Consider the following 16,638-nt stretch of genomic DNA (forward strand, 5'->3'; position numbering starts at 1 on the left):
ACAAGTTTGAGCACAAGTCTAAGTGCTTCACTCAGTGCGTCAGATTCAGCAAGCATCAGCTTGAGCACAAGTCTAAGTGCATCAATCAGTGCGTCAGATTCAACAAGTACAAGTTTGAGCACAAGTCTAAGTGCTTCACTCAGTGCGTCAGATTCAGCAAGCACCAGCTTGAGTACAAGCCTCAGTGCCTCAATTAGTGCTTCAGATTCAACAAGCACCAGCTTGAGTACAAGCCTCAGTGCCTCACACAGTGCTTCAGACTCAGCAAGCACAAGTTTGAGCACAAGTCTAAGTGCATCAATCAGTGCGTCTGATTCATCAAGCATCAGCTTGAGTACAAGCCTCAGTGCCTCACACAGTGCTTCAGACTCAACAAGCATCAGCTTGAGCACAAGTCTAAGTGCATCAATCAGTGCAAGCGACTCAGCAAGTACGAGCCTGAGCACGAGCCTCAGTGCCTCAATTAGTGCTTCAGATTCAGCAAGCACGAGCCTGAGCACAAGTCTAAGTGCCTCAATTAGCGCTTCAGATTCATCAAGCACAAGCTTGAGTACCAGCCTCAGTGCCTCAATTAGCGCTTCAGATTCAGCCAGCACAAGCTTGAGTACCAGCCTCAGTGCCTCAATTAGCGCTTCAGATTCAGCAAGTACAAGTTTGAGTACGAGCCAAAGTGCTTCAATCAGTGCCTCAGATTCAGCAAGTATGAGTTTGAGCACCAGCCACAGTGCTTCAATCAGTGAGTCTGACTCAACAAGTACAAGTTTGAGCACAAGCCTAAGTGCTTCAATCTCAGCAAGCGAGAGTGCATCATCTTCTGTAAGCAGTAGCCAATCAGCCTCAGCAAGCGAGAGCGCTTCAGTATCATTGAGCGCTAGCGCGTCTGCTTTGGCAAGTGAAAATGATTTGGCATCGCTGAGCGTAAGCGAATCTCTATCAGCAAGAGCAAGCTTAAGCACCAGCGTATCGGCTTCAGTCAGTGCGTCAGAGTCAGCAAGCGCAAGTGTAAGTACGTCTACATCACTTAGCGATAGCCTTTCAAGCAGCTTGAGTACAAGTGTGTCACAGGAGTCAAACTCATTCAGCTATAGCATGGGTGATCCAACCAGCGAGTCTAAGCCAGAGTTTAACCTGCCAAGCTACCTTACATCTGTAAGTGCAAGTACTTCAGCTTCTGTAAGTGATAGTCAGTCTATCTCTACTTCATTGAGTACAAGTGCAAGCATTTCAGGCTCCATCAGTGCCAGCCATGCTATCTCTGACGAATCACTTTCAACAAGTGCCTACTTGGGCATGAGTGTCTCTGCTTCATTGAGCACATCCGCGAGTGTGTCACTGAGTGATAGCGCAAGCATCTCTACTAGTCTGTTTGAAAGTGCATCTGTATCTAGTGCTACAAATCATTCTCAAGCACCTAAGCCACAGCCTGCACAACCAGAAAAAGTCAAGGTTACTCCAAACACTAAAGCTTTACCAAATACAGGAACTGCCAATAATCCATTAGCAGCGCTTGGATTAGGAATAGCAACTTGGGCATCAGCCTTTCTCAAGAACAAAAAGAAGAAAGAATCAGCATCTGATGTCAATTTGGAAGACTAATCTTAAAACCCAGCTAAAATGATAACAACATTTTAGTGATGGAAAGCAAATCCCAGATAGTCATAGGCTATCTGGGATTTTTAATCTTTGTGTGCGTGGAATGTGAATCGTGCTGAAATAAACTGAGATAATTTCTATCTTTTAAGCCTGATCCTAGAAAGTGGTGAACCAAGCTAAATTTCAAAATATTTAGCTCTTCCTGCTTGTCTTTTCTTGTAGTGAGCGGGCCTTGTCACTTGCTCTGGTTTGCTCTTGAGTGTGATAAGAATAAAAGTTTCAAAATGAGCAAAAAATAATTCGATTCTTTTTCAGAAAAGGCTTGTGAGATTAGGCTGGATGTTTTAAAATAGTATAGGAGATTATCCGCTATTTATTTTTCGGAGGAAAAGAAATGTCCATTAATTGGCAAGAAATTATATTTAGCTTTTTAGGAGGCTTGGGGCTGTTCCTGTACAGTATTCGTATGATGGGTGACGGCTTGCAGCAGGCAGCGGGAGACCGCCTGCGCTATTTCATTGATAAATACACGAGCAATCCTTTTTTAGGTGTGCTAGTTGGGATCGGGATGACAGCCCTGATCCAGTCTAGTTCAGGTGTGACAGTAATCACTGTCGGTCTGGTGAGTGCGGGGCTGTTGACCCTGCGTCAGGCTATCGGGATTGTCATGGGGGCCAATATCGGTACGACCGTGACCTCTTTCATCATTGGTTTTAAGTTGGGTGACTACGCCCTGCCCTTGCTCTTTGTAGGTGCGGTTTGCCTCTTTTTCACTAAGAATCGCTCAGTGAACAATGTCGGGCGCATCCTCTTTGGTGTCGGCGGGATCTTTTTCGCCCTCAATCTCATGAGTGGAGCCATGGAGCCTCTCAAAGACTTGCAAGTCTTCCGAGATTACATGGTTCAGCTAAGTAAAAATCCAGTCTTGGGTGTCTTTGTCGGAACAGGCTTGACTCTGCTCATTCAAGCATCTTCGGCGACCATTGGGATTCTGCAAAATCTCTATGCCAGCAATCTCATTGACTTGCAAGGAGCTTTACCAGTTCTCTTTGGTGACAATATCGGAACGACGATTACAGCGATTATTGCTTCCTTGGGGGCTAATATCGCAGCCAAGCGTGTCGCTGGAGCCCATGTGGCCTTTAACGTTGTGGGAACAGTCATCTGTATGCTCTTCCTGCTGCCTTTTACATCGCTGATTCAGTGGTTTGAGACAGCCTTGCATTTGTCACCAGAAATGACCATTGCCTTTGCCCACGGGACTTTTAATATTACCAATACCATTATCCAGTTTCCTTTTATTGGCTTTTTAGCATATTTGGTTACCAAGTTGATTCCGGGTGAAGATGAAACTGTTAAATACGAATCTCTTTACCTTGATACGATTTTGATTGACCAAGCGCCATCACTGGCTTTGGGAAATGCTAAAAAGGAACTCCTTCACTTGGGTGGCTACGCGGCTAAATCTTTCGAATTGGCCTATGATTATATTATTAACTACGAAGAAAAATCAGCTGAGAAGGGTCATAAGACTGAGGAAGCTATCAATGCCATTGATGATGAATTGACTCGCTACCTGATTGTCCTCTCTGGTCAGCAGCTCAATCCAAAAGAGAGTGAAGTCTTGACTAGCATTCTGGACTCTAGTCGTGATTTGGAGAGAATCGGTGACCACTCAGAAGCTTTGTTGAATTTGACAGACTACTTGCACCGTAAGAAAGTGGAATTTTCACCAGCTGCCTTAGCAGAGTTGGAAAACATTTATCAACTGACCTTGGACTTTATCAAAGAAGCTTTGACTTCTGTGGAAACAAATGATGTGGAATTGGCCAACACTTTAGAAGCTAAGCATACAGCTATTGACAAGCTAGAACGCAGCTTGCGCAAGACTCACATTGCCCGTCTCAACAAGGGAGAATGTACGCCTCAGGCTGGGGTCAACTTCATCGATATTATTTCCCACTATACCAGAGTTGCTGACCACGCCATGAATTTGGCTGAGAAAGTACAGATGGAACAAATTTAAGACAGAAAGAGGCTGGGACAAAAGTCCTAGCCTCTCAATTTTCTTTGGATTGTCGAGCAAGACGCAGTGGTTGAGTGGGCTCTACTACGCTGATTTCATCAGCTTTTACAGCCCTACTCAACTGTGCGGAGGTGGGACGACGAAATCGAATTCTAACGAATGACCGATTTCTGTCCCACTCTCTTTTCTTGATTTAAATAATATAATAAATTTTTCTAAAAAAGAGGTATAGACCATTTACAAATAAAATAGAAAGCGTTATAATAGAGTCAATAGAAATAGAACAAGAGGAGGCAGTCAAATGCCTAAGTATATAAAAGCCGATCAGTTCTTCTATCCTCAAGGGATTCGCAAGGGTGGATTTTTAGAAGTGATTGATGGAAAATTTGGAAAATTAGTACAGGAAGTCCCTGCGGATGCGGAAGTAGTGGATTACACAGGCTACTCTGTCGCACCAGGTCTGGTGGATACACATATCCATGGTTTTGGTGGGGTCGATGTCATGGACAATAACATCGAAGGTACCCTCCATACCATGAGTGAAGGGCTTTTGACGACTGGGGTGACTAGTTTCTTGCCGACCACGCTGACATCATCTTACGAGCAACTCCTAGCTGTGACGGAGAATATTGGTGCGCGCTATCAAGAAGCAAGTGGTGCCAAGATTCGTGGTCTTTACTTTGAAGGGCCTTACTTCACTGAAAAGTACAAGGGTGCCCAAAACCCAGCCTACATGAAGGACCCTCGTATGGATGAATTTCGTGCTTGGCAAAAGGCAGCCAATGGCCTGCTAAATAAGATTGCTTTGGCACCTGAGCGCGAGGGCGTGGAAGAATTTGTCCGCACCATCACTGATGAAGGCGTGACAGTCGCTTTGGGGCACTCTAATGCGACCTATGACGAAGCCAAGGCAGCAGTGGAAGCAGGAGCCAGTGTCTGGGTGCATGCCTACAATGGTATGCGAGGCTTGACCCACCGTGAACTAGGTATGGTTGGGGCTATGTACGAGCTGCCTCACACTTACGCAGAGTTGATTTGTGATGGCCACCACGTAGATCCTAAGGCCTGTGATATTTTGCTCAAGCAAAAGGGTCATGAACATGTAGCTCTCATCACAGACTGTATGACTGCAGGTGGGCTGGAAGACGGCGACTACATGCTGGGAGAATTTCCAGTGGTGGTAGCCAATGGCACAGCTCGTCTCAAATCGACTGGTAACCTAGCAGGATCTATCCTGCAGCTCAAAGACGGTCTGAAAAATGTGGTTGAGTGGGGCATCGCAAATCCTCACCAAGCAGTCATGATGGCCAGTCTCATCCCAGCAAAATCCGTCCACATTGACGATGTCTGTGGCCAGATCAAGGAAGGCTATGATGCCGACTTTATCGTGCTGGACAAGGATTTGGAGCTGGTTGCTACTTATCTGGATGGCGAAAAGCGCTTTGAAGCTGCCTCCAGTATTCTTTAATTGAGTCTCCTTATATTTTTAGAAAGGATGGGGTAACCTGTCCTTTTTAATGTGGAGCTGCTGCTTTGTCCCTAGGTTTTGCTAGAGGGACTTGGGCAAAGCTAGAATGGTTGGCGCAACTAGAAAGTCTCTGAGAAATTTTTCTTAACAGATGGTAGGGCTTTCTCAATGAAAGAGAAGATGTTATAATAGGGTTATCACAAATGAGGAGGACAGGATGAAAAAGATTGATTATAAATTTATGGGAATGGGCTTGGTGTTCCTCTTCTTTGGATTATTACTGCATCGTTTCTTGATATTTATTGCTGGGCTGGCCTTTATCATTTACAGCTTTTTCAGCCGAGGCATGGCTCCAACCAAGGAAAATATCTTTAAGCCAAAATTGTCCAAAAGAAAGAAAAAATAAGGAGAACAGATATGCAAAATTATACTCTTAACAATGGCGTCAAGATCCCAGTCTTGGGCTTTGGTACTTGGAAGGCTCAGGACGGAGAAGAGGCTTATCAGGCAGTCTTGGCCGCCCTTAAGGCTGGCTATCGCCATATTGATACAGCAGCTATCTATAAGAATGAGGAGAGTGTCGGTCGGGCAATTAAAGACAGCGGCATTCCACGTGAGGAGCTCTTCATCACTACCAAGCTCTGGAATAGCAAGCACACTTATGAAGAGGCCATGGAAGCCTTTGACAGCTCTATGGAGCGATTGGGGCTGGATTATCTGGATCTCTACCTTATCCACTGGCCAAATCCTAAGCCTTTACGAGAAGATAGAGCTTGGCAAAAGCGCAATGCAGAAGTTTGGCGGGCTATGGAAGACCTCTACCAAGCTGGTAAGATCCGAGCGATCGGCGTCAGCAATTTCCTGCCTCATCACCTAGAGTCTCTGCTGGAAACAGCGCGCATCATTCCGGCTGTCAATCAAATCCGCCTAGCGCCAGGTGTCTATCAGACAGAGGCAGTGGACTTCTGCCGTGCTCATGATATCCTACTTGAAGCTTGGGGACCATTTGGCCAGGGCGAACTCTTTCAAAATCCAGCTGTGCAGGCGATAGCAGATAAGTATGGCAAGACCATTGCCCAAATCGCTCTAGCTTGGAGCCTACAAGAAGGCTTTCTACCCCTGCCTAAGTCAGTCACTCCGAGTCGGATTGCTAGCAATCTCGACTGCTTTGACATCGAACTGAGTCCAGCTGACCTAGAAATTCTTAAAAATATCAGCGGTTTGGAAGGTGGAGCACCTAATCCAGATGGGATGGATTTTTAGATCTCTGATGTGTATCAGTTGAGTTGAAATCAAGCTACTCGATATCTTAGTTATTAGTCTTTAATGAAGTTTTATAGTGACCTAGGCATCGGCCGGTCACTTTTCCTATAGTTTCTTGGCATTCTAGGTCTCGGCCAGCTACTTTTCCTATAGTTTCGTGGCAACCTAGGCCTCGGCTGGCCACTTTTACTATAGAATTATGGCAATCTAGGCCTCGGCCGGCCACTTTTCCTATAGAATCATTGCAATCTAGGCCTCGAATCCTCTTTTCATTTCGATTTATAAGAACCATCGCCCCTCGGTCATTTGTCGTCAAAAACAAGTGCCAGATGAGGGTCTCTCAAGAGACTATAGTTTCTTGAAAAGAAGAATTAGTTTTTATAGGTTCTTTTGAGGATTATAAGGGTATTGCTATTGCAGTTATACCGAATCGGAAGTTATGATTTTTTATCATAGGTTTAAAACAAAAGTATTGATAAAATATGGTTACAAAGCATAGTTGTCTATTTCGCTAACCTTGCTAATCTTATTAGTTCTCACAAAGATAAATACTGTCCTCATTGCACCAATAAGGGCGCTATTTTCGAATTATATAAATGAGTCCCTTTTGAATATTTCAAAAGGGGCTTATCAGTATTTGATAACTTAAAAGTATTTACTTTCGATAGTTTTTGAGTTATAATAAATTCGAAAAGAGGATGCTTTGTGCACACTATTTATTTTTATAAAGATAAACATGGGAATCAACCAGTTTTGGACTATATGAAGGAGCTGGCTAGTCTCAATAGCAAGGATAGCCGGATCAAACTCAACAAGCTCAATGACTATATCGAGCTCTTGAGTCAACAGGGAACTCGTGCCGGTGAGCCCTACATCAAGCATCTAGAGGCAGAGATTTGGGAATTACGACCCTTACGGGATCGGGTTTTGTTTGTGGCTTGGATAGATGGAAGCTTTGTCTTACTGCATCATTTTGTTAAAAAGACGCAGAAGACACCTAGACGGGAAATTGAGAAAGCCAAACGAGAGTTGCAAGATTTGAAAGAAAGAGGGCTAAAAGATGAAGAATAGTGCCATCGGTAGTAATTGGAAAGAAGCAAGAGCAGAGCTTTTCACCAAGGAAGAAATCCTAGAAAGTGATCTGCGGGTAGCGATTATGACAGAGCTGATCGAGGCCAGACATGAAAAAGGCATTAGCCAAAAGAAGCTTGAAGAACTCAGTGGGGTCAGTCAACCTGTCATCGCTCGAATGGAGACAGGAAAGACCAACCCTCAATTGGATACGGTATTGAAAGTATTAGCAAGCCTTGGCAAGACCCTAGTCGTCGTCCCACTAGAGCAAGAAAAGGCTTAATAGAAAGTAAGAAATAAATATTAGAGAAACAAGTCAAACTTACCAGAGGCTTTGTCTAATCCATGCCATAGAGCCAGCTTAGATACACTCTGATTAAAAACCACACCCCAATCGTTAGATTTTATGTCTAACTTTTGGGGTGTGGTTTTTCATTATAAATTGTTATAAATTATTTTATTTATCAATACAATTTCAAATCACGAGGGTCAACTGGGAAGGTTGGGTTGTATGGGTTGTGACGTAGTTTGAAGTGTTTGACGTCTTCGATGGTCTGAGTTCCAGATAGTTGCATGACGGTTTTTAGTTCAGCATTTAGGTGTTCAAAGACTTGGCGAACACCGACGCTACCACCAAGAGCCAAACCATAAATAGCAGGACGTCCAATGGCTACCAAGTCTGCTCCTGAAGCCAAGGCTTTAAAGACGTGTTGGCCACGGCGAATACCAGAGTCAAAGACAATCGGCACACGTTTATCAACCGCTTCAGCAACTTCTTGAAGTGAGTCAAAGGCAGCTGGTCCACCGTCGATTTGGCGACCACCGTGGTTGGTTACCCAGATGCCAGAAGCACCTGCGGCAAGCGAACGCTCGACATCTTCACGGCATTGAGGACCTTTGACATACACAGGGAGACCTGAGTATTCAGCGATAAACTCAACATCTCGTGGGGACAAGCGTTGTTTAGCTGATTTGTAAACAAAGTCCATGGACTTACCAGCACCTTCGGGTAAGTATTCTTCAACGATCGGCATGCCAACTGGGAAAACAAAACCATTGCGCTTATCGACCTCACGATTGCCCCCTACAGTCGCATCCGCAGTTAAGACAATGGCTGTGTAGCCTTCTGCCTTGACACGATCCATGATATGGCGGTTAATCCCGTCATCTTTACTGAAGTAAAATTGGAACCAGTGTGGAGTCCCTTGGAGGGCTTGAGAAATTTCTGGAAGGTCAACAGTGGAGTAGGAGCTGGTTGTATAAAGAGAGCCAAACTCATGTACACCACGCGCAGTAGCGACTTCCCCTTGCTCATTTGCTAATTTATGGGCTGCAACAGGCGCCATGATGATTGGTGAAGACAGCTTTTCTCCAGCAAATTCAATCTCAGTGCTTGGATTTTCCACATCACAGAGCGTATGAGGAACAATGAGTTTATGATTAAAAGCTCGAATGTTCTCGCGTAAAGTGAACGTGTCCTCAGCTCCACTCGCGATGTAGCCAAAAGCAGCTTTAGGAATGACTTGCTGCGCCATAGGCTCTAGATCATAGGTATTGATAAAATCCACAGGGCCTTCGGCATTGCTTGTTTTGTATGACATAAAATGTCCTCCTTGATAAAAGTAAACGTTTACTTTTTTGATTTACAGGAACATCTTAACTCTTTTTCATGTCATTTTCAAAAATTTTGTCTGGAAGTTTCAGATTGTAATAGAGACGATAAATATTTTTTATCATTGTGATAGAAAATACATATTATCCAAACATGTCTTTTAGTGCTACAATAGCTGTATTATTCCTAGATGGGAGGTTCTCTTTTGGATTGGTCCATTGTTGAACAATATCTACCATTATATCAAAAGGCATTTTTTCTAACCCTTCATATCGCAATTTGGGGCATTTTGGGAGCTTTTCTAGTTGGTTTACTTGTTAGTATTATCCGGCATTATCGTATCCCTGTTTTGGCACAGCTAGCCACAGCTTATATTGAATTGTCGCGAAATACGCCTCTTTTGATCCAACTCTTCTTTCTCTACTTCGGGCTTCCTCGGATTGGGATTGTCCTTTCCTCAGAGGTCTGCGCCACCCTTGGTCTCATCTTTTTAGGAGGCTCTTATATGGCAGAATCCTTCCGAAGCGGGCTAGAAGCAGTTAGTCAAACCCAGCATGAGATTGGCTTAGCGATCGGTCTGACACCCGTTCAAGTTTTTCGCTACGTGGTCTTGCCACAAGCCACAGCAGTGGCTCTGCCGTCCTTCAGTGCCAATGTAATTTTCTTGATAAAGGAAACCTCAGTTTTTTCTGCAGTTGCTCTAGCCGACCTCATGTATGTTGCCAAGGACTTGATTGGGCTTTACTATGAGACAGACATTGCACTGGCTATGTTGGTAGTGGCCTATCTTATCATGCTCCTACCTATATCATTGTTCTTCAGTTGGATAGAAAGGAGGCTCCGCCATGCAGGATTCGGGAATACAAGTACTCTTTCAGGGAAATAATCTTTTGCGGATTATACAGGGATTGGGAGTTACGATTGGTATTTCCATCCTCTCTGTTCTCTTATCCATGATTTTCGGTACGGTCATGGGAATCATCATGACCTCTCATTCTAGAGTCGTTCGTTTTTTGACACGCTTTTATCTAGAATTTATCCGCATCATGCCCCAGCTGGTGCTGCTCTTCATTGTTTATTTCGGTTTGGCTCGAAACTTTAATATCAATATATCGGGAGAAACATCTGCCGTTATCGTTTTTACCCTTTGGGGAACGGCCGAGATGGGAGATTTGGTGCGCGGAGCTATCACTTCCCTTCCTAAACATCAGTTTGAAAGCGGACAGGCGCTGGGCTTAACGACCTTCCAACTTTACTACCATATCATCATCCCGCAGGTCTTGAGAAGACTGCTTCCGCAGGCCATCAACTTGGTCACTCGGATGATTAAAACGACTTCTCTAGTTGTTTTGATTGGGGTTGTTGAAGTCACAAAAGTAGGGCAGCAAATCATCGATAGCAATCGTTTGACCATTCCAACCGCCTCCTTTTGGATTTACGGCACCATACTGGTTCTGTATTTCGCAGTTTGCTTCCCTATTTCCAAGCTATCCACTCACTTAGAAAAACACTGGAGGAACTAAATGTCTGATACCATATTAGAAATCAAGGATCTAAAAAAATCCTTCGGAGACAATCCCATCCTCCAAGGACTTTCCCTAGAAATCAAAAAAGGGGAAGTAGTGGTTATTCTAGGACCATCTGGTTGTGGGAAAAGCACCCTCCTTCGCTGTCTCAATGGCTTGGAAACCATTCAGGGTGGAGATATTCTTCTGGATGGCCAGTCCATTATTGGAAACCAGAAAGACTTTCACTTGGTTCGTCAAAAGATTGGCATGGTCTTTCAAAGTTATGAACTCTTTCCCCATCTGGACGTTTTGCAGAACCTTATCTTAGGTCCTATCAAAGCACAAGGACGGGATAAGAAAGAAGTGACGGAAGAAGCCCTACAATTATTGGAACGCGTCGGACTGCTCGATAAACAACACAGCTTCGCTCGCCAATTGTCTGGTGGACAGAAGCAACGGGTTGCCATTGTTCGTGCCCTGCTCATGCATCCAGAAATTATCCTTTTTGACGAGGTGACAGCTTCTCTGGACCCCGAAATGGTACGTGAGGTCCTTGAACTCATCAACGACCTAGCTCAAGAAGGTCGTACCATGATCTTGGTGACCCACGAAATGCAGTTTGCCCAAGCCATTGCAGATCGGATTATCTTCCTCGACCAAGGGAAGATTGCTGAAGAAGGAACGGCTCATTCTTTCTTTACCAATCCACAAACCAAACGAGCACAAGAATTTTTAAACGTTTTTGACTTCAGCCAATTTGGCTCATATTTATAAAGGAGATTCTTATGAAACTACTCAAATCACTCTTAACTGTTTTGGCACTTGCCTTTGCCCTTATCTTTGTCACAGCTTGTGGCTCAGGCGGAAATGCTACTTCTTCATCTGGCAAAACTACCGCCAAAGCTCGCACCATTGATGAAATCAAAAAAAGTGGTGAACTTCGAATTGCTGTATTTGGAGACAAGAAACCTTTTGGTTATGTAGACAACGACGGTTCTTACCAAGGTTATGACATCGAACTGGGAAATCAGTTGGCTAAAGACCTCGGTGTTAAGGTGAAATACGTTTCTGTTGATGCTGCTAACCGTGCGGAATACTTGATTTCTAACAAGGTGGACATCACCCTTGCCAACTTTACCGTCACAGACGAGCGTAAGAAACAAGTTGACTTTGCCCTTCCATATATGAAGGTTTCACTGGGTGTTGTATCTCCTAAGAAAGCTGTCATTACAGATGTTAAACAGCTTGAAGGCAAGACCTTGATTGTAACCAAGGGAACCACTGCTGAAACATACTTTGAGAAAAATCACCCAGAAGTCAAACTTCAAAAATATGACCAATACAGTGACGCTTATCAAGCTCTCTTGGATGGACGTGGAGATGCCTTTTCAACTGACAATACCGAAGTATTAGCTTGGGCTCTTGAAAATAAAGGGTATGAAGTGGGGATTTCTTCTCTCGGTGACCCAGATACTATCGCACCAGCAGTCCAAAAAGGAAACAAAGAGTTGCTTGATTTCATCAATAAAGACATTGAAAAATTGGGCAAGGAAAACTTCTTCCACAAAGCTTATGAAAAAACTCTTCACCCAACCTACGGTGATGCTGCAAAAGCGGATGACCTCGTTGTCGAAGGTGGAAAAGTAGAATAGAAGCGTTGGTTAAGTAGAAAAATTTACCTTAAAAAATGAACCGCATCTCAACAGTTAGACAGAAAGAGTCTGGCAGTTGAGGTGCGGTTCAAATTGTGTTTGTTTGATTTGTTTTGATTTCTATAAGTAGAGCTCAGTTAGCTTGTGAGCTACACCGTCTTGGTCATTAGTGAGTTCAAGCTGTTGGTCAGCATAAGGCAGCAGGGTTTCACTGGCGTTTTTCATGGCATAGCCTGTTCCCGCAAATTCCAGCATTTCAGTATCATTGTGCTCGTCACCAAAAGCAATCAGGTCCTTGCGATCGACATTGAGGATATTGAGCAGGTACTGGAGGGCGAAGGCTTTGTTAACACCTTTAGGGCCGCACTCAAGGATATTGAGAGGACCGCCCCAGGTATTGATGGAGAGTTCATGCTGGTAAAAGGCATTCATCTCTTCGGCTAGAGCGTATTTGTCTGTGGCATGTGTTTGCAGCAAGATAGCATTTGGATTTTTAGTGACCAGCTGGGCCTGAAATTGATTTTCTGGCTTAAAATTATCAATGCCAAAGAGCTTGGGATCTGCGATTTCTTCGTTGGTATTGGTGATGTAAAATTTCTTGCGGTATTCTCCAGCGATGAAGTCAGCTTCGATTTCTTCTTTTCGTTGGACCATATCCAGCAAGAAAGACTTGTCTACGGTCAAGGATTGCTCAAATTCCCACCTTTTCTCAGGGATATGGGTCAGAGAACCGTTGAAGTTTATCATGGGAGTATTCAGCTCTAATTCCTTATAGAAGTCCAGAGCCATGCGGTAAGGGCGGCCAGTGGTGATGATGACCTTGTGTCCTTTAGCCGATATTTTTTGGATAGTTTCTTTGGTAAAATCAGAAATCTTACTCTCAGAATTGAGCAAGGTTCCGTCCAAATCTACGGCAATTACTTTTTTTGTCATTCTTTTTCCTCATACAGTCTCGCGAAGTATTGTAAAGACTATTATAACAGAATTAAGAATAAATGCCACAAGTTGTGGTATAATGTTTTCTCAATAGCTAAGACGAAAGATGTCTGCTGATAGTCTATGAGCGAAGAGAGTTAAAGTAAAGGGGAGGATCTTGTATGCGTAAACCAATTTTAATTCACATTTTTTTCCTACTGATTGCATTTGTCGTGTATATTCAGGGGATTACGGCTCAGGGGCCAGACCTGATTTGGAATATGATTCTGGCCTTAATTGCCTATGACGCTGCTGTCTTAACGACGATATCTAAGAAGCAGAAATGGCTTTATCCACTTTTGTTGGTGGTTTGGCTGGCCTTTTATCCTAATACTTTTTATATGCTGACAGACTTGGTGCACATGACTTGGGTGGGAGATACTCTGTGGAACCCTGTTAGCATGCGCCTATTTATGGCTTTTGTGCCGAGCATTTTATTTGGCATTTACTGCGGGATTGAAAGCTGGAATATTTTGCGTGAGCGCTGGAAGTGGACTTGGTGGTTGGATATGCTTGCAGTTGCGGCTCTGTCTTATCTGTCGAGTCTAGCCATTTATATCGGCCGTTATGACCGCCTCAACTCCTGGGATCTGGTGACGCGGCCCCAGCTAGTTGTCCAAAAGCTACTGGAGACCTTTCAGAAGGATCGTCTGGTATTTATCCTTGGATTTACCTTTATCCAAATCATGACTTTGCTCTTTTTAAGCAGAGAGAATAAAAAATAAGACACTTTAAAGTAATTTTTGGAGCAATGGACTTGAAAAAGTGAATGTTTTTGAGTATAATCATAGTATTGTTCGTAAATAACGAATAAGCAGCACTGTTTTAAAGAAAATAAGGAGTTCTCTTTTATACAGTTGCCATAAAACAATTTAGGAGATTATCTATAATGGATAAATTATTTAAACTCAAAGAGCACGGTACGGATGTTCGTACGGAAGTTCTCGCTGGGTTAACAACTTTCTTTGCTATGAGCTACATCCTCTTTGTCAATCCAGCCATGCTGTCGCAAACGGGTATGCCAGCTCAAGGTGTCTTTCTGGCTACGATCATCGGTTCTGTTGCTGGAACACTCATGATGGCCTTTTATGCCAACCTCCCTTACGCACAGGCGCCGGGTATGGGTCTCAATGCTTTCTTTACGTTCACGGTTGTCTTTAGTCTGGGCTATACTTGGCAAGAGGCTCTGGGTATGGTCTTCATCTGTGGTCTGATCTCACTCTTCATTACCCTGACCAAGATTCGGAAGGCTATTATCGAGTCTATTCCATCAGCTTTGCGTTCAGCTATTTCCGCTGGTATCGGTGTCTTCCTAGCTTATGTAGGGATTAAAAATGCCGGACTGTTGAAGTTTTCAATCGATCCAGGCAACTATGTAGTAGCCGGTAAGGGAGCTGACCAAGCCAAAGCTGCTATTACAGCAAACTCAGCTGCAACTCCGGGATTAGTTGATTTTAATAATCCAGCAGTTTTACTCGCTTTACTTGGTCTAGCGATTACAGTTTTCTTTGTAATCAAGGGCATCAAAGGCGGCATTATCTTGTCTATCTTTACAACAACAGTCGTAGCGATTGCTGTTGGCTTGGTAAACCTGTCTGCGATTGACTTCGGTCAGCACAATCTGTCAACAGCTCTGAAAGAACTTGGACAAGTGTTCGGGGTGGCAGTTGGTCCAGAAGGTTTGGGAGCTCTCTTTGCTGATACGGCTCGTCTGCCTCAAACATTTATGGCTATCCTAGCCTTCTCTCTGACTGATATTTTTGATACTATCGGTACCTTGATCGGAACTGGTGAAAAAGTGGGTATCGTCGCAAGCTCTGGTGAAAACCATGAGTCAGAAGGTTTGGACAAGGCTTTGTACTCAGACTTAATCGGTACGACTATCGGTGCAATCGCCGGAACATCTAACGTTACTACTTATGTAGAGTCTGCAGCTGGTATCGGAGCTGGCGGACGGACTGGTTTGACAGCTTTGGTTGTAGCGGTCTGCTTTGCGGTATCTAGCTTCTTTAGTCCACTTTTGGCAATCGTTCCAACAGCAGCAACTGCACCAATCTTGATTGTTGTTGGGATCATGATGCTTGGCAGTCTGAAAAATATCCAGTGGGATGATATGGCAGAAGCTGTCCCAGCTTTCTTCACCTCTATCTTCATGGGCTTCACTTACAGTATCACGAACGGGATTGCAGCAGGATTTATCATGTATGCTCTTGTGAAAGTTATCAAAGGTCAAGCTAAGGATGTGCATCCAATGATTTGGATCTTAAACCTGCTCTTCATCCTTAACTTTATCAGCCTGGCTCTTTCTTAAGAATCAGTATTAAGAAGTTGGAAATCTTCCAGCTTCTTTTTTATGCGAGAAAAATATTTGTGAATGATCTTAGTTTCTTTTTGATAGAAGTGAGTGGCTTGTTTTCGATAAAAGATTTGGAGGTCTATCTAATTTTTTTCAAACATTTTGCTTCCTCTATTAGAAAATTGAGCGCAAACGCAAATCTTCTGGTATAATAAAAGAATGTTTAGTCATAATGAAGAAGAATTAATCAAATGGGGGCAGCGTCTCGGAAGCTTGCTTAAGGAGCAAGATGTTTTGGTTTTGACAGGAGACTTGGGTGCGGGCAAGACAACTTTTACCAAGGGCTTAGCCCAAGGTCTGGGCATCAAGCAGATGATCAAAAGTCCGACCTATACGATTGTTCGGGAGTATGAAGGACGATTGCCACTGTATCATTTAGATGTCTATCGGATTGGTGAAGATCCAGATTCGATTGATTTGGATGATTTTCTCTTTGGTGAGGGAGTTACGGTCATCGAGTGGGGAGAATTGCTAGGTGAGAGTTTACCAGATGATTATCTGAAGCTGACCCTTCTAAAGAAAGAAGATGGCCGCGAGCTAGTCTTTGAAAGTCAAGGGCGTCGTTCTCAGGAACTGCTGGAGGAATTGCTACATGGCTGAGTTTGAATTGGCCTTGCGGGAGGCAGAAAAGACGGATGCCGCTGACTTGATTCGCTTTTTAAATCAAGTCGGAGCCGAGTCAGACTACATGACTTTGGATGAGGCTGGGATTTTGATGGATGAAGATCAGATGACTCAGTTCATTCAGTGCCAAGCTGAGTCGGATAATCAGTTTTATCTCTTAGCCTTGCTTGATAATGAAATCGCTGGGATTGTCAGTATCACAGCGGATTTTCATGAGCGGATTCGCCACATTGGGCAAGTCTTTATCGTTGTCAAAAAAGCCTTTTGGAATCAAGGCCTCGGTCGTATCTTGCTAGAAGAAGCTGTGGACTGGGCAGAAAATGGAAGTAGTCTTCGCCGTTTGGAACTAACTGTTCAGGTTCGAAATGAACGAGCTGTTCATCTCTATAAAGAATTAGGATTTGAAATCGAAGGCCTGCAAAAAAGAGGGGCCTATTTAAGAGAAGGGATATTTCTAGATGTTTACCTGATGGGAAAACTGATAGATTGA

At 43.8% G+C, this 16,638-nt stretch carries 18 protein-coding genes; 15 read left to right on the plus strand and 3 right to left on the minus strand.

Annotation, left to right across the window (positions count from 1 at the left end; all coding sequences use genetic code 11):
• Positions 1-956 (minus strand): hypothetical protein (locus tag RWS39_RS03470; RefSeq protein WP_314480506.1); only part of this gene is annotated, 956 nt, incomplete at its 3' end.
• 88 nt (positions 957-1,044) lie between these two features.
• Here RWS39_RS03470 and RWS39_RS03475 point away from each other — a divergent pair.
• The 7 genes from RWS39_RS03475 to RWS39_RS03505 all read left to right on the plus strand — a co-directional run bounded on the left by RWS39_RS03475 (position 1,045) and on the right by RWS39_RS03505 (position 7,704).
• The gene (locus RWS39_RS03475; protein ID WP_314480509.1) at positions 1,045-1,596 is read left to right on the plus strand and encodes an LPXTG cell wall anchor domain-containing protein; all 552 of its coding nucleotides are present in this window, start codon (positions 1,045-1,047) and stop codon (positions 1,594-1,596) included.
• A gap of 391 nt (positions 1,597-1,987) precedes the next feature.
• Positions 1,988-3,619 (plus strand): Na/Pi cotransporter family protein, encoded by a 1,632-nt coding sequence (locus RWS39_RS03480; RefSeq protein WP_314480511.1) that lies wholly within the window; start codon positions 1,988-1,990, stop codon positions 3,617-3,619.
• A gap of 301 nt (positions 3,620-3,920) precedes the next feature.
• Positions 3,921-5,087 carry an N-acetylglucosamine-6-phosphate deacetylase gene (gene nagA / locus RWS39_RS03485; RefSeq protein ID WP_125406180.1) on the plus strand — a complete coding sequence of 389 codons (1,167 nt, stop codon included), beginning with the start codon at positions 3,921-3,923 and terminating at the stop codon, positions 5,085-5,087.
• Positions 5,088-5,304: 217 nt separating this feature from the next.
• A complete protein-coding gene (locus RWS39_RS03490) occupies positions 5,305-5,493 on the plus strand; it encodes a hypothetical protein (RefSeq protein ID WP_125388213.1) in 189 nt (62 codons plus the stop codon).
• A gap of 11 nt (positions 5,494-5,504) precedes the next feature.
• On the plus strand, positions 5,505-6,350 hold the full coding sequence (locus RWS39_RS03495) for an aldo/keto reductase (protein ID WP_314480513.1): 846 nt from the start codon (positions 5,505-5,507) through the stop codon (positions 6,348-6,350).
• A gap of 705 nt (positions 6,351-7,055) precedes the next feature.
• The gene (locus tag RWS39_RS03500) at positions 7,056-7,421 is read left to right on the plus strand and encodes a type II toxin-antitoxin system RelE/ParE family toxin (RefSeq protein ID WP_125373893.1); all 366 of its coding nucleotides are present in this window, start codon (positions 7,056-7,058) and stop codon (positions 7,419-7,421) included.
• On the plus strand, positions 7,411-7,704 hold the full coding sequence (locus RWS39_RS03505) for a helix-turn-helix domain-containing protein (RefSeq protein ID WP_125373894.1): 294 nt from the start codon (positions 7,411-7,413) through the stop codon (positions 7,702-7,704). Before RWS39_RS03500 ends, RWS39_RS03505 begins: the two co-directional genes overlap by 11 nt.
• A 181-nt stretch (positions 7,705-7,885) precedes the next feature.
• Here RWS39_RS03505 and lctO read toward each other — a convergent pair whose 3' ends face one another.
• Positions 7,886-9,022: an L-lactate oxidase gene (gene lctO / locus RWS39_RS03510; protein ID WP_314042881.1), complete on the minus strand. Its 1,137-nt coding sequence runs from the start codon at positions 9,020-9,022 to the stop codon at positions 7,886-7,888.
• Positions 9,023-9,238: 216 nt separating this feature from the next.
• Between lctO and RWS39_RS03515 the strand changes: the two genes are divergently transcribed.
• Genes RWS39_RS03515 through RWS39_RS03530 form a run of 4 tightly spaced genes read left to right on the plus strand, consistent with a single transcriptional unit; the run spans position 9,239 to position 12,193 of the window.
• Positions 9,239-9,919: an amino acid ABC transporter permease gene (locus tag RWS39_RS03515; RefSeq protein ID WP_314480516.1), complete on the plus strand. Its 681-nt coding sequence runs from the start codon at positions 9,239-9,241 to the stop codon at positions 9,917-9,919.
• Positions 9,879-10,556, plus strand: a complete 678-nt coding sequence (locus RWS39_RS03520) for an amino acid ABC transporter permease (RefSeq protein WP_125447662.1) — start codon at positions 9,879-9,881, stop codon at positions 10,554-10,556. The genes RWS39_RS03515 and RWS39_RS03520 overlap by 41 nt, the downstream gene beginning before the upstream one ends.
• A complete protein-coding gene (locus RWS39_RS03525) occupies positions 10,557-11,315 on the plus strand; it encodes an amino acid ABC transporter ATP-binding protein (protein WP_314480522.1) in 759 nt (252 codons plus the stop codon).
• Positions 11,316-11,326: 11 nt separating this feature from the next.
• A complete protein-coding gene (locus RWS39_RS03530; RefSeq protein WP_314480524.1) occupies positions 11,327-12,193 on the plus strand; it encodes a cysteine ABC transporter substrate-binding protein in 867 nt (288 codons plus the stop codon).
• Positions 12,194-12,313: 120 nt separating this feature from the next.
• Here RWS39_RS03530 and RWS39_RS03535 read toward each other — a convergent pair whose 3' ends face one another.
• Complete coding sequence (locus RWS39_RS03535; protein WP_061911031.1) at positions 12,314-13,126, minus strand: Cof-type HAD-IIB family hydrolase; 813 nt, start codon at positions 13,124-13,126, stop codon at positions 12,314-12,316.
• 164 nt (positions 13,127-13,290) lie between these two features.
• Here RWS39_RS03535 and RWS39_RS03540 point away from each other — a divergent pair, with 164 nt between their 5' ends.
• From RWS39_RS03540 to RWS39_RS03555, 4 genes are all read left to right on the plus strand, one after another.
• Positions 13,291-13,893, plus strand: a complete 603-nt coding sequence (locus RWS39_RS03540; RefSeq protein WP_314480528.1) for a DUF1361 domain-containing protein — start codon at positions 13,291-13,293, stop codon at positions 13,891-13,893.
• Positions 13,894-14,057: 164 nt separating this feature from the next.
• Positions 14,058-15,479 carry an NCS2 family permease gene (locus RWS39_RS03545; RefSeq protein WP_015605350.1) on the plus strand — a complete coding sequence of 474 codons (1,422 nt, stop codon included), beginning with the start codon at positions 14,058-14,060 and terminating at the stop codon, positions 15,477-15,479.
• Positions 15,480-15,683: 204 nt separating this feature from the next.
• On the plus strand, positions 15,684-16,124 hold the full coding sequence (gene tsaE / locus RWS39_RS03550) for a tRNA (adenosine(37)-N6)-threonylcarbamoyltransferase complex ATPase subunit type 1 TsaE (RefSeq protein ID WP_314480530.1): 441 nt from the start codon (positions 15,684-15,686) through the stop codon (positions 16,122-16,124).
• Positions 16,117-16,638 (plus strand): GNAT family N-acetyltransferase, encoded by a 522-nt coding sequence (locus RWS39_RS03555; protein ID WP_314480532.1) that lies wholly within the window; start codon positions 16,117-16,119, stop codon positions 16,636-16,638. The genes tsaE and RWS39_RS03555 overlap by 8 nt, the downstream gene beginning before the upstream one ends.

Source organism: Streptococcus cristatus (assembly GCF_963529205.1).
GTDB lineage: Bacteria > Bacillota > Bacilli > Lactobacillales > Streptococcaceae > Streptococcus > Streptococcus cristatus_O.

Bases quoted from the DNA above. Each gene is read 5' to 3' on its own strand.
- RWS39_RS03480 (WP_314480511.1), top strand. From the start codon at position 1,988: ATGTCCATTAATTGGCAAGAAATTATATTTAGCTTTTTAGGAGGCTTG.
- nagA (WP_125406180.1), top strand. From the start codon at position 3,921: ATGCCTAAGTATATAAAAGCCGATCAGTTCTTCTATCCTCAAGGGATT.
- RWS39_RS03490 (WP_125388213.1), top strand. From the start codon at position 5,305: ATGAAAAAGATTGATTATAAATTTATGGGAATGGGCTTGGTGTTCCTC.
- RWS39_RS03495 (WP_314480513.1), top strand. From the start codon at position 5,505: ATGCAAAATTATACTCTTAACAATGGCGTCAAGATCCCAGTCTTGGGC.
- RWS39_RS03505 (WP_125373894.1), top strand. From the start codon at position 7,411: ATGAAGAATAGTGCCATCGGTAGTAATTGGAAAGAAGCAAGAGCAGAG.
- lctO (WP_314042881.1), bottom strand. From the start codon at position 9,022: ATGTCATACAAAACAAGCAATGCCGAAGGCCCTGTGGATTTTATCAAT.
- RWS39_RS03520 (WP_125447662.1), top strand. From the start codon at position 9,879: ATGCAGGATTCGGGAATACAAGTACTCTTTCAGGGAAATAATCTTTTG.
- RWS39_RS03525 (WP_314480522.1), top strand. From the start codon at position 10,557: ATGTCTGATACCATATTAGAAATCAAGGATCTAAAAAAATCCTTCGGA.
- RWS39_RS03530 (WP_314480524.1), top strand. From the start codon at position 11,327: ATGAAACTACTCAAATCACTCTTAACTGTTTTGGCACTTGCCTTTGCC.
- RWS39_RS03535 (WP_061911031.1), bottom strand. From the start codon at position 13,126: ATGACAAAAAAAGTAATTGCCGTAGATTTGGACGGAACCTTGCTCAAT.
- RWS39_RS03540 (WP_314480528.1), top strand. From the start codon at position 13,291: ATGCGTAAACCAATTTTAATTCACATTTTTTTCCTACTGATTGCATTT.
- RWS39_RS03545 (WP_015605350.1), top strand. From the start codon at position 14,058: ATGGATAAATTATTTAAACTCAAAGAGCACGGTACGGATGTTCGTACG.
- tsaE (WP_314480530.1), top strand. From the start codon at position 15,684: ATGTTTAGTCATAATGAAGAAGAATTAATCAAATGGGGGCAGCGTCTC.
- RWS39_RS03555 (WP_314480532.1), top strand. From the start codon at position 16,117: ATGGCTGAGTTTGAATTGGCCTTGCGGGAGGCAGAAAAGACGGATGCC.